General features: G+C 65.7%; 8 protein-coding genes and 1 tRNA gene. All 9 read right to left on the bottom strand.

Annotated elements, in window-relative coordinates:
• Positions 1-174 precede the first annotated feature (174 nt).
• Positions 175-4,401, bottom strand: coding sequence for a DNA-directed RNA polymerase subunit beta' (gene rpoC / locus QZ607_RS24650; RefSeq protein ID WP_295888558.1), 4,227 nt, complete (start codon positions 4,399-4,401; stop codon positions 175-177).
• A 162-nt stretch (positions 4,402-4,563) separates the two neighbouring features.
• Positions 4,564-8,715 (bottom strand): DNA-directed RNA polymerase subunit beta, encoded by a 4,152-nt coding sequence (gene rpoB / locus QZ607_RS24645; RefSeq protein WP_295888555.1) that lies wholly within the window; start codon positions 8,713-8,715, stop codon positions 4,564-4,566.
• Positions 8,716-8,964: 249 nt separating this feature from the next.
• Positions 8,965-9,351 (bottom strand): 50S ribosomal protein L7/L12, encoded by a 387-nt coding sequence (gene rplL, locus QZ607_RS24640; RefSeq protein WP_295888552.1) that lies wholly within the window; start codon positions 9,349-9,351, stop codon positions 8,965-8,967.
• A gap of 89 nt (positions 9,352-9,440) precedes the next feature.
• Positions 9,441-9,968: a 50S ribosomal protein L10 gene (gene rplJ / locus QZ607_RS24635; protein ID WP_295888550.1), complete on the bottom strand. Its 528-nt coding sequence runs from the start codon at positions 9,966-9,968 to the stop codon at positions 9,441-9,443.
• A gap of 301 nt (positions 9,969-10,269) precedes the next feature.
• Positions 10,270-10,965, bottom strand: coding sequence for a 50S ribosomal protein L1 (gene rplA, locus QZ607_RS24630; protein ID WP_295888548.1), 696 nt, complete (start codon positions 10,963-10,965; stop codon positions 10,270-10,272).
• Complete coding sequence (rplK, locus tag QZ607_RS24625; protein WP_295888546.1) at positions 10,966-11,400, bottom strand: 50S ribosomal protein L11; 435 nt, start codon at positions 11,398-11,400, stop codon at positions 10,966-10,968.
• 234 nt (positions 11,401-11,634) lie between these two features.
• A complete protein-coding gene (nusG, locus tag QZ607_RS24620) occupies positions 11,635-12,168 on the bottom strand; it encodes a transcription termination/antitermination protein NusG (protein ID WP_295888543.1) in 534 nt (177 codons plus the stop codon).
• A gap of 2 nt (positions 12,169-12,170) precedes the next feature.
• Positions 12,171-12,548 carry a preprotein translocase subunit SecE gene (gene secE / locus QZ607_RS24615; RefSeq protein ID WP_295888540.1) on the bottom strand — a complete coding sequence of 126 codons (378 nt, stop codon included), beginning with the start codon at positions 12,546-12,548 and terminating at the stop codon, positions 12,171-12,173.
• Positions 12,549-12,581: 33 nt separating this feature from the next.
• Positions 12,582-12,657, bottom strand: a tRNA-Trp gene (locus tag QZ607_RS24610).
• Position 12,658: the final 1 nt, after the last annotated feature.

Raw genomic sequence — 12,658 nt, 5'->3', positions numbered from 1 at the left:
TTTGCGACAACAACATTCCTCAACGCCCCGCCCGACGGCGCCGTTGCTGGGGAGGCTCGGTCATGCTTCAGGGCTGCACGCTGATGAAGACCTGAGGGCGCGGGGCCGGGTACCGGCGGGCGAGACGCCGTGACAAGGCGACTCGACCCGCCGGACCGACGACAGCAGATCGCGCTACTCCGCCTCGGAATCCGAGGTGTTGAGCGCTTGCTTCAGCGCCTGCTCCAGCTCTTCGGCGGCCAGCTCCATGCGCTCGTCTGCGTCGGTGCCGGACTCTTCCTGGCGCTTGCGACGGCGCTCGTTGTGATAGGCCAGGCCGGTGCCCGCCGGAATCAGGCGACCGACGATCACATTCTCCTTCAGTCCGTTCAGCCCATCGACGGAGCCGCGCACGGCGGCCTCGGTGAGCACCCGGGTCGTCTCCTGGAAGGAGGCCGCCGAGATGAAGGAATCAGTGGCCAGCGACGCCTTGGTGATGCCGAGCAGCAACGGCTCGAACAGGGCCGGGTGCTTGTCTTCGGCCTTGACGCGCTCGTTCTCCGCCAGTAACGCGCCATAGTCCACCTGCTCGCCGCGCAGCAGCCGCGTGTCGCCGGCGTTGGTGACCTCGACCTTCCGCAGCATCTGGCGCACGATGACTTCGATGTGCTTGTCGTTGATCTTCACGCCCTGCAGCCGATACACGTCCTGGATTTCCTTGACGAGGTATTCGGCCAGCGCCGTGACGCCCTTCAGGCGCAGGATGTCGTGCGGGTTCAGCTCGCCCTCGGAGATGACTTCGCCCTTCTCCACGCGCTCACCCTCGAACACGCTGACATGGCGCCACTTCGGGATCAGGGACTCGACGGTCTCGCCGTCGTCCGTGGTGATCACGAGGCGCTGCTTGCCCTTGGTGTCCTTGCCGAAGCTGACGGCGCCGGTGGCCTCGGCCAGCAGCGCCGGCTCCTTCGGCTTGCGTGCCTCGAACAGGTCCGCCACACGCGGCAGACCACCGGTGATGTCGCGGGTCTTGGACGACTCCTGCGGAATACGCGCCAGGATGTCACCGACCCCCACGTCGGCCCCATCGGTGACGCTGACGATGGCACCGGAGGGCAGCAGATAGCGGGCCGGCATATCCGTGCCGGCGATCTTCAGCTCCTCGCCATTGTCATCAATGAGGATGACGGTTGGGCGCAGGTCCTTGCCGGACGCCGGGCGCTGCTTGGGGTCGATGACCTCGACGGAGGCGAGCCCCGTCACCTCGTCGGTCTTGCTCTGCACCGTGACGCCGTCCACGAAGTCCTCGAAGCGCAGCCTGCCCGCCACCTCGGTGACGACCGGGTGGGTGTGCGGGTCCCAGTTGGCGACGATCTGACCACCCTCGACACGGTCGCCGTCGCCCACGTTGAGCGTGGCGCCGTACGGGATCTTGTAGCGCTCTTTCTCAAGCCCCTTTTCGTCCGACACGGTCAGCTCGCCGGAGCGGGACACCGCCACCAGGTTGCCGCTGTGATGCTGCACGGTCTTGATGTTGTGCAGCCGGGCCGTGCCGTCGGATTTGACCTGCACGTTGCTCACGGCCGCGGCGCGGGACGCGGCACCGCCGATGTGGAAGGTCCGCATCGTCAGCTGGGTGCCGGGCTCGCCGATGGACTGCGCTGCAATGACACCCACCGCTTCGCCTTGGTTCACGCGGTGGCCACGGGCCAGATCGCGCCCGTAGCACTGTGCACAGACGCCGACCCGCGCCTCGCAGGTGATGGTCGAGCGCACCAGCACCTGATCGATGCCGAGCACCTCCAGCTCCTGCACGCGATACTCGTCAAGCAGCGTGCCGGCCTCGAACAGGACGTCATCGGTGCCGGGCTTGTACACATCCGCGGCGGTGACCCGGCCGAGAATGCGCTCGCGCAGCGGCTCCACCACATCGCCTCCTTCGATGATCGGCGTCATCAGGAGACCGTTCTCGGTGCCGCAGTCCTCCTCCAGCACCACCATATCCTGGGCCACGTCCACCAGGCGCCGGGTGAGGTAACCGGAGTTGGCCGTCTTCAGGGCCGTGTCCGCGAGGCCCTTGCGCGCGCCATGCGTGGAGATGAAGTACTGGATGACGTTCAGCCCCTCGCGGAAGTTGGCGGCGATGGGCGTCTCGATAATGGACCCATCCGGCTTGGCCATGAGACCGCGCATGCCGGCGAGCTGACGGATCTGTGCGGCGGAGCCGCGCGCACCGGAGTCGGCCATCATGAAGATGGAGTTGAAGGAGTCCTGCTCCTGGGTGTTGCCCTCGCGGTCGACGACCTGATCCTTGCCCAGCTTGCGCATCATGGACTTGGCCACCTGGTCATTGGTACGGGACCAGATGTCCACGACCTTGTTGTAGCGCTCGCCGTTGGTGACCAGACCCTGGGTATACTGGTCCTCGATCTCCTTCACCTCTTCCTCCGCGCGGCCGAGAATCTCGGGCTTCTCGTCCGGTACCTCCATGTCCTCAAGGCCGATGGAGACGCCCGCGCGCGTCGCCATGCGGAAGCCCAGGTACATGATCTGGTCGGCAAAGACCACGGTGTCCTTGAGGCCCAGCTCGCGATAGCACTGATTGATGAGCCTGGAGATGGCCTTCTTGCCGAGCGCCTTGTCCACCAGGGCAAACGGCAGGCCATCGGGCACGATCTCCCAGACCATGGCCCGGCCGACGGTGGTCTCCTTGATGCTCCAGTGCTCTTCCATCTCGCCCTGCTCGTTCGGCAGCACCTCGCGGATGCGCACCTTGACACGCGCGTGCAGGGCGGCCTGGCCGGTCTCGTAGGCGCGTTGCGCCTCTTTCACGCCGGAGAGCACAAGACCTTCCCCCTTCGCATTGATCCGCTCGCGGGTCATGTAGTAGAGGCCCAGCACCACGTCCTGCGACGGCACGATGATGGGCTCGCCGTTGGCGGGCGAAAGGATGTTGTTGGAGGACATCATCAGCGCCCGGGCTTCGAGCTGTGCCTCCAGCGACAGCGGCACGTGCACGGCCATCTGGTCGCCGTCGAAGTCGGCGTTGAAGGCGGTGCACACCAGCGGGTGCAGCTGAATGGCCTTGCCCTCAATGAGCACGGGCTCGAATGCCTGAATGCCCAGGCGGTGCAGGGTCGGTGCGCGGTTCAGCATCACCGGATGCTCGCGGATGACCTCCTCCAGGATGTCCCAGACCTCGGCGGTGCCGCGCTCGACCATCTTCTTGGCGGCCTTGATGGTGGCAGCCAGGCCGCGACTCTGCAGCTTGCTGAAGATGAAGGGCTTGAACAGCTCCAGGGCCATACGCTTCGGCAGGCCGCACTGATGCAGCTTCAGCGTCGGGCCCACCACGATGACCGAGCGCCCGGAGTAATCCACGCGCTTGCCGAGCAGGTTCTGCCGGAACCGCCCCTGCTTACCCTTGATCATGTCGGCCAGCGACTTGAGTGGGCGCTTGTTGGTGCCGGTGATGGCCCGCCCGCGCCGGCCATTGTCCAGCAGCGCGTCCACCGCCTCCTGGAGCATGCGCTTTTCGTTGCGCACGATGATGTCCGGCGCCACCAGATCCAGCAGCCGCTTCAGGCGGTTGTTGCGGTTGATGACGCGCCGGTACAGGTCGTTCAGGTCCGAGGTGGCGAAGCGACCGCCGTCCAGCGGCACCAGCGGGCGCAGCTCCGGCGGCAGCACCGGCAGTACCGTCAGGATCATCCACTCCGGGCGGTTGCCGGAGAGCTGCAGCGACTCCATGAGCTTCAGGCGCTTGGAGAGCTTCTTGATCTTCGTCTCGGAGTTCGTCGCCTCGATTTCCTCCCGCATGGTGCGGATCTCAGCATCGAGGTCGATGGTGCGCAGCAGCTCGAAGACGGCCTCGGCGCCCATGCGCGCGTCGAATTCGTCGCCGTTGGCTTCGAGTGCGTCCAGGTACTGCTCATCGGTGAGCAGCTGGCCGCGCTCCAGATCCACCGTCATGCCCGGATCGACGACCACGAAGGACTCGAAATAGAGCACGCGCTCGATGTCCCGCAGCGTCATGTCGAGCAGCAGGCCGATGCGTGAGGGCAGCGACTTCAGGAACCAGATGTGCGCCACCGGGCTCGCCAGGTCGATGTGGCCCATGCGCTCGCGGCGTACCTTGGCGAGCGTCACCTCGACGCCGCACTTCTCGCACACCACGCCGCGGTGCTTCAGGCGCTTGTACTTGCCGCACAGGCACTCGTAGTCGCTGACCGGCCCGAAGATCTTGGCGCAGAACAGGCCGTCGCGCTCCGGCTTGAAGGTGCGGTAGTTGATGGTCTCCGGCTTCTTGACCTCGCCGTAGGACCAGGAGCGAATCATGTCCGGCGACGCGAGACCGATACGGATCGCATCGAACTCCAGGGCCTGACCCTGCTGCTTGATGATTCTGAGCAGATCTTTCAAAGCCGATCTCCGTTGAAGAAGGTTTCGAGGCTCGAGTATCGAGGTGCGAGTTTGGAGGCGCGGGCTTCGAGTCTTAAGGGCGCACGCCGAAAGGCGTCGACTCCCGGGGTGTCCGGCGCCCCTCGTGACTCGCTGCTCGCAGCTCGTGACGCGTATCCGAAACTAGTCCTGTTCCAGCTCGACGTTGATGCCGAGGGAGCGGATCTCCTTGACCAGCACGTTGAAGGACTCGGGCATGCCGGCCTCCATGCGATGGTCGCCGTCGACGATGTTCTTGTACATCTTGGTGCGGCCGTTCACGTCGTCCGACTTCACCGTCAGCATCTCCTGCAGCGTGTAGGCGGCGCCATAGGCCTCCAGCGCCCACACCTCCATCTCGCCGAAGCGCTGGCCGCCGAACTGCGCCTTGCCGCCCAGCGGCTGCTGGGTCACCAGGCTGTAAGGGCCGGTGGAACGGGCATGCATCTTGTCGTCCACCAGGTGGTTCAGCTTCAGCATGTACATGTAGCCGACGGTGACGGGGCGCTCGAAGGACTCGCCGGAACGGCCGTCGTAGAGCGTCGTCTGCCCGGACTCGGCAAGCCCCGCCAGGCGCAGCATCTGCCGGATCTCGTCCTCGGTGGCGCCGTCGAAGACCGGCGTGGCGAGCGGTACACCACCCGTGAGGTTGCGGGCCAGCTCAAGCACGTGCTCGTCGCTCAGCTCGTCGAGGGCCTCCTTCTTGCCGCTCGTGTTGTAGAGCTCTTCGAGGAAGCCGCGCACATCCGCGGCCGCAGCCTCACCCCGCAGCATGGCGTCGATGCGCTGGCCGAGCCCCTTGGCCGCCCAGCCCAGATGCGTCTCCAGCACCTGGCCGACGTTCATGCGCGAGGGCACGCCCAGCGGGTTCAGCACGATGTCCACCGGCTCGCCGTCCGCGCTGAAGGGCATGTCCTCCACCGGCACGACGCGGGAGATGACGCCCTTGTTGCCGTGGCGACCGGCCATCTTGTCGCCGGGCTGGATGCGGCGCTTCACGGCGACATAGACCTTGACCATCTTGAGCACGCCGGGCGCCAGCTCGTCGCCCTGGGTGATCTTGCGCTTCTTCGTCTCGAAGTGGTCGCGGAACTCCTCGCGCTGCAGCTTGATCTGCGCCCCGGCGGCCTCGAGCTGCGTCGCCGCCTCCTCGCTGCGCAGTCGGATCTCCAGCCAGCGGTCGCGCCCATGCTCGTCGGCCAGCTCCGTGAGGTAGGTCTTGGTGATCTTGGTGCCCGCCTTCAGCCCGGCGGGGCCGCCGTCGGCGACCTTGCCCACCAGGAGCTTCTCCATGCGCTGGAAGGAGTCCTTTTCCATGATGCGCTGCTGGTCTCCCAGGTCCTTGCGGATGCGCTCTAGCTCCATCTCCTCGATCTGCAGCGCGCGCTTGTCCTTCTCGACGCCGTCGCGGGTGAACACCTGCACGTCCACGACGGTGCCCGCCATGCCGGACGGCAGACGCAGGGAGGTGTCCTTCACGTCCGAAGCCTTCTCGCCGAAAATGGCGCGCAGCAGCTTCTCTTCGGGGGTCAGCTGCGTCTCGCCCTTGGGCGTGACCTTGCCCACCAGGATGTCGCCGTCGCGCACTTCGGCGCCGATGTAGACGATGCCGGACTCGTCCAGCTTCGACAGCGCCGCCTCGCCCACGTTCGGAATGTCGCTGGAGATCTCCTCCGGCCCGAGCTTGGTGTCGCGGGCGAGGCAGGTGAGCTCCTCGATGTGGATGCTCGTGAAGCGGTCCTCCTGCACCACGCGCTCGGAGATGAGAATCGAGTCCTCGAAGTTGTAGCCGTTCCAGGGCATGAAGGCGACGCGCAGGTTCTGCCCCAGGGCCAGCTCGCCCATGTCCGTGGAGGGGCCGTCGGCGAGCACGTCATGACGCTCGATGCGATCGCCGGGGCGCACCAGCGGGCGCTGGTTGATGCAGGTGTTCTGGTTGGAGCGGGTGTACTTGGTCAGGTTGTAGATGTCCACACCCGGCTCGCCGGCCTCGGTCTCTTCGTCGTTGACCCGCACCACGATGCGCGCGGCATCCACCGAGTCGATGACACCGCCGCGACGCGCCCACTGCACCACACCGGAGTCCTTGGCCACCACCCGCTCCATGCCGGTGCCCACCAGCGGCTTCTCGGCGCGCAGCGTCGGCACCGCCTGGCGCTGCATGTTCGAGCCCATCAGCGCGCGGTTCGCGTCATCGTGCTCCAGGAACGGAATCAACGACGCCGCCACGGACACGATCTGCCGGGGCGAGACGTCCATGTACTGGACCTCCTCCGGTGCCTTCATCGTGAACTCGTTCATGTGGCGGCAGGACACCAGCGCATCGGTGAGGCGCCCCTCGTCGTCCAGGGTGGCGTTGGCCTGGGCGATGACGTAGCCGCCCTCCTCGATGGCGGAGAGGTGGTCGATCTGGTCGGTGACCTTGCCGTCCTCGACCCGGCGATAGGGTGTCTCCAGGAAGCCGTAGCGGTTGGTGCGCGCATACACCGCCAGCGAGTTGATCAGGCCGATGTTCGGGCCTTCCGGCGTCTCGATGGGGCAAACCCGCCCGTAGTGGGTCGGATGGACGTCGCGCACCTCGAAGCCGGCGCGCTCGCGGGCGAGGCCGCCCGGGCCAAGGGCCGAGACCCGCCGCTTGTGCGTGACTTCGGACAGTGGGTTGTTCTGATCCATGAACTGCGACAGCTGGCTGGAGCCGAAGAACTCCTTGATGGCAGCAGAGACCGGCTTGGCGTTGATGAGCTCCTGCGGCATCAGGCCCTCGGATTCGGCGAGGGAGAGGCGCTCCTTGACAGCGCGCTCCACGCGCACCAGGCCGACCCGGAACTGGTTCTCGGCCATTTCGCCGACACAGCGGATGCGACGGTTGCCCAGGTGGTCGATGTCATCGACGGTGCCACGCCCGTTACGCAGCTCGATCAGGACCTTGAGGGCGTCGACGATGTCCGACGCCTCGCCGTACTCCTCCACCAGCTGCGTCGCCGTGTCATCACTGCGGGCACTGAAGTACTTGTGGTCGTACAGGATGCCGGCGCCTTCGGTGCTCTCGCGACCGAGGCGGCGGTTGAACTTCATCCGGCCCACCGCCGAGAGGTCGTAGCGGTCGGAGGTGAAGAACAGATTGTGGAACAGGTTCTGCGCTGCCTCCTTCGTGGGCGGCTCGCCGGGGCGCATCATGCGGTAGATCTCCACCTGCGCCTCGAGATCGGTGCGGGTGCTGTCGATGCGCAGGGTCTCGGACAGATAAGGCCCGTGGTCGAGATCGTTGACGAACAGGGTCTCGACCCGGCCGATGCCCTTCTCGCGCAGTTGCGCCAGGAGCTCGTCGGTGATCTCGGCATTGGCCTCGGCGATGACCTCGCCCGTGTCCGTATCCACCAGCGTGTGCGCCAGCGTGCGGCCGAGCAGGAACTCGTCCGGCACATTGAGCCGCTCGATGCCGGCCTTCTGCAGCTCGCGGATGTGGCGGGCCGTCACCCGGCGTCCGGCCTCCACCAGGACCTTGTCACCGATGCTGATCTCGAAGTTCACGGTCTCGCCGCGCAGACGCTCCGGCACAAGCTCCAGCTCCAGTGCCTCACCCAGATGGAAGGTGTCCGTTTCGAAGAAAAGGGCGAGCATCTCGTCGGTGCTGTAGCCGAGGGCGCGCAGCAGCACCGTCGCCGGCAGCTTGCGGCGCCGATCGATGCGCACGAAGACGTTGTCCTTGGGGTCGAACTCGAAATCGAGCCAGGAGCCGCGGTAGGGGATCACCCGCGCCGAGAACAGCAGCTTGCCCGAGGAGTGGGTCTTGCCCTTGTCGTGATCGAAGAACACGCCCGGCGAGCGGTGCAGCTGGGAGACGATGACCCGCTCGGTGCCGTTGATGATGAAGGTACCGTTCTCGGTCATGAGCGGCAGGTCACCCATGTAGACCTCCTGCTCCTTCACGTCCTTCACCACCTTGCTGCCGGCCGGCGCATCCTTGTCGTAGATCACCAGGCGCAGCTTCACGCGCAGGGGCGCGGCATAGGTGGCGCCGCGAAGATTGCACTCCCGTACGTCGAACACCGGCTCGCCGAGGCGGTAGGTCACGTACTCCAGCACGGCGTTGCCGGAATAACTCTCGATGGGCAGCACCGAGCGGAAAGCCGCATGCAGGCCCATGTCCTCGCGCGCATCAGGGGCACGCTCCGCCTGCAGGAAGTCGCGGTAAGAGTCGATCTGCGTCGCGAGCAGAAAGGGGACATCCAGAATGGTCGGCCGCTTGCCGAAATTCTTGCGGATACGCTTCTTCTCGGTGAACGAGTAGGCCATACTGCCTTCCCTCATCTTTGGGGTCTGTTGCCGGGCCCGACGCGCGGCGGGTCCAGTCACTGGCCGCGCATCGGCGTGGTTGCCGGGGTGGCGCATCGCGACCCGCCGGCGGCTCGACGCTGATCGCCGGCGGCACGCTCAGCGCGCCGACGGCATGGGTGGCACGACAATGCAACAACGCCAAAAGGCCGGCGGCCTGCGGCCGCCAGCCTCCTCGGCCGGGCGGTGCTGTATCGCTGTCAATGCGGCTTATTTAATCTCGACGGTGGCGCCGGCTTCCTCAAGTGCCTTCTTCGCCGCTTCGGCATCGTCCTTGGAAACGGCCTCTTTCAGCGTGGTGGGCGCGCCTTCGACGGCTTCCTTCGCCTCCTTCAGGCCGAGGCCGGTCAGTGCGCGCACTGCCTTGATGACGCCGACCTTGTTCGAGCCGAAGGATGCGAGCACGACATCGAACTCGGTCTGCTCTTCGGCGGCCTCGGCGGCCTCACCGCCGGCACCGGCGCCGGCCGGCGCCGCAGCCACGGCGGCGGCGGCGGTGACGCCGAACTTCTCTTCCATGGCGCTGATGAGGTCCACGACCTCCATGACGGTCATGTTCGCGATGGCATCGAGGATTTCGTCTTTGGAAACGGCCATTGTTCTCTCCTGGGAATCGGGTGTCGGTCTGCGACCGGTCGAATCAGATTTGGGACGGGTTCGACGGCTGCGTGAATGCAAGCCTGACGTCAGGCGCCTTCCTTCGCGTCGCGTACGGCGGCGATGGTGCGCACCAGCTTGCCGGGAACTTCGTTCAGGGTGCTGGTGAGCTTCTGCACCGGAGCCTTCATGGTGGCCATCAACAGGCTGATGGCCTCCTCGTAGGTCGGCATCTTGGCGACCTTCTCCAGCTCCGACGCCTCCAGCAGCTGTCCCGACAGCGCGATCATCCGGACCTGGAAACGATCGTGCTGCTTCGCGAAGTCCTTGGCGACACGGGCCACCGAGCCCGGATCGTTACGACCGAAAGCGAGCACCAGCGGACCCGTGAGGGCATCGCTCATGCACGCAAACTCGGTATCGGCGAGCGCGCGCTTCGCGAGGGTGTTCTTCACCACCCGCACGTAGACGCCGGCCTCACGCGCCTTGACGCGCAGTTCCGTCATCTCCGCCACCGTCAGGCCGCGGTACTCGGCGCCGATGGCGGAGTAGGCGTCCCGAGCGACCTCCGAGACCTCGGCAACGACGGCTTCCTTCTGAGCAAAATTCAGAGGCATAGGCTTCTCCTAGGGGCTCCGGGCATGGCCCGCAGCACGCCCAATGGTGCGCACCCCTCGCGCACCCCGGGCACTCGCGTGCTCCACCATCGGGGCCTTCGGCATGACACCGAGGACCGCTTTCGAGGGCACATCTGCGCAGGCGACCATTAAGCCCATTGCATCAGCTCCCAGCCGAGCAATCGGGCACCTGCGGTCTTTGACGGACCTCGGTGGACGACACCGATGTCCCAAAGCATGTCCGGCCGCCGCTTCTGCCGGCGGCCGATCGTTGTCACGCTCCGACGCGACGCTGCCGGCGTCAGAACGACAGCGTACCGTGGTCGACGGTCAGTCCCGGTCCCATCGTCGACGACACCGTGACCTTCTTCATGTAAATGCCCTTGGCTGCACTCGGCTTCGCCTTCATCAGGTTGCCGAGCAGCGCTTCCAGATTCTCGCGCAGCTTGCCGGTTTCGAAGTCGATCTTGCCGAGGGGGCAGTGGATGATGCCGGCCTTGTCGGTGCGGTAGCGCACCTGGCCCGCCTTGGCGTTATTCACCGCCTGGACAACATCCGGCGTCACCGTCCCCACCTTCGGGTTCGGCATCAGACCGCGCGGACCAAGCAGCTTGCCGAGCTGACCCACGACGCGCATGGCGTCGGGGGACGCGATGACCACGTCGTAGTCGAGCGCGCCGCCCTTCATCTCCTCGGCAAGGTCTTCCATGCCGACGCGCTCGGCGCCGGCGGCGGTCGCTGCCTCGGCGTTGGCACCCTGCGTGAACACAGCGACGCGCACCTGCTTACCCGTGCCGTGAGGGAGCACCGTAGCACCGCGCACAACCTGATCCGATTTGCGCGGGTCCACGCCCAGGTTGACGGCCACGTCCACGTTCTCCACGAACTTCACCGTGGACAAGGTCTTCAGCAGATCGAACGCCTCTTCGGCGGCGTAGATCTTTCCGGATTCGAGCTGCGCCCGAATGGCCTTCGCCCGCTTGGTCAACTTCGCCATTTACTCGACCCCCTCGACATCCAGCCCCATCGCGCGAGCACTGCCGGCGATGATGCGCACAGCGGCGTCCAGATCGTTGGCATTCAGATCGGGCATCTTGGTGTTGGCGATGTCTTCGAGCTGCGCCCGGCTCACCGTGCCGACCTTGGCCGTATTCGGCGTACTGCTGCCCTTGCCGATGCCCGCGGCCTTCTTCAGCAGCACGGAGGCAGGCGGCGTCTTGGTGATGAAGGTGAAGCTGCGGTCCGCGTAGACGGTAATGACCACCGGGATGGGCAGCCCCTTCTCCACCTCCTGCGTCTTGGCGTTGAACGCCTTGCAGAATTCCATGATGTTCACGCCATGCTGACCGAGCGCGGGACCGACCGGGGGGCTCGGGTTCGCCTCCCCGGCTTTCACCTGCAGCTTGATGTAGGCGCTGATTTTCTTTGCCATGATGAATACCTCTACGGGTTCAGACGCCGATGTGTTTCACCCGGCTCCCCGTGTGACTTCCAACTTTTGTGGTGTCCTGCGGATATCGCCCGGTCTCTGCGGGGCACCTGGATTCCCGCACGGAACTGTGGCGTTATCCCTTGGCGGCTCCCACCGCACACCACCGACAGCGCTTGTGCGGGAATGCACGCGGCGAGCGTCCAGCCTCGGCGGTCGGGCTCGGCCGGTGGCCCGTCAGCCCTTCTCCACTTGGCCGAACTCCAGATCGACCGGCGTGGACCGGCCGAAAATAAGCACCGAGACCTTGACCCGGCTCTTGTCGTAGTCCACTTCCTCCACGACGCCGTTGAAGTCCGTGAACGGACCATCGATGACCCGAACCACTTCGCCCGGCTCGTACAGCACCTTCGGTCGCGGCTTCTCAACCCCGTCCTGAACGCGCTGCAGAATGGCATCCACCTGAGCATCAGGGATGGGCGCGGGGCGATCACCCTTGCCGCCGATGAAGCCCATCACCTTGGGAACGTCCTTGACCAGATGCCAGGTGTCGTCGGTCATCTCCATGTTGACCAGCACGTAGCCGGGGAAGAATTTCCGCTCGCTCTTGCGCTGCTGTCCGCCGCGCATTTCCACGACTTCCTCTGTGGGCACCAGGATCTCTCCGAAGGCGTCCTGCATGCCGGCACGCGCAATGCGCTCCTCCAGGGAGCGCTTCACGTGGCTCTCGAAGCCCGAGAAGGCGTGGATGACGTACCACCGCTTCGACACCCTCAGCCCCCCTGCCCCGTGAGGAAGCGCAGAATTGCCATCAGGACCATGTCGAACAGCCACAGCAGGATGCCGAGGATCAAGACCATGACAATGACGATGAGCGTCGTTTGGATGGTCTCCTGGCGCGTGGGCCAGACGACTTTGCGCACCTCCATGCGGGCGTCCACGGCGAAGCGCCAGAGCTGGCGACCCGGCAGCGACGTGAGCGCAATGGCCGCGGCACCTCCGGAGAGCGCCAACAGCACCACGACCCGCAGCAGCAGCGAGTACTCGGCAAAGAAATAGAAGCCCCAGAGCGCGACGATCACGATCCCCGCGGCCACGACGAGCTTGACTGTGTCGAGGCCGGAGGCCCCGGCTTCGGCTTTTGCGTTCATGCTTCCCGCAAGCGGCCCAGAGGCCGCGTCATGTGGCAGGCCAGGAGGGACTCGAACCCCCAACCTGCGGTTTTGGAGACCGCTGCTCTGCCAATTGAGCTACTGGCCTA

This window comes from uncultured Thiohalocapsa sp., from assembly GCF_913063425.1.
Lineage (GTDB): Bacteria > Pseudomonadota > Gammaproteobacteria > Chromatiales > Chromatiaceae > Thiohalocapsa.
Note: the sequence above shows the minus strand (reverse complement) of the source record. Positions and strands in the feature narration are given on the sequence as shown.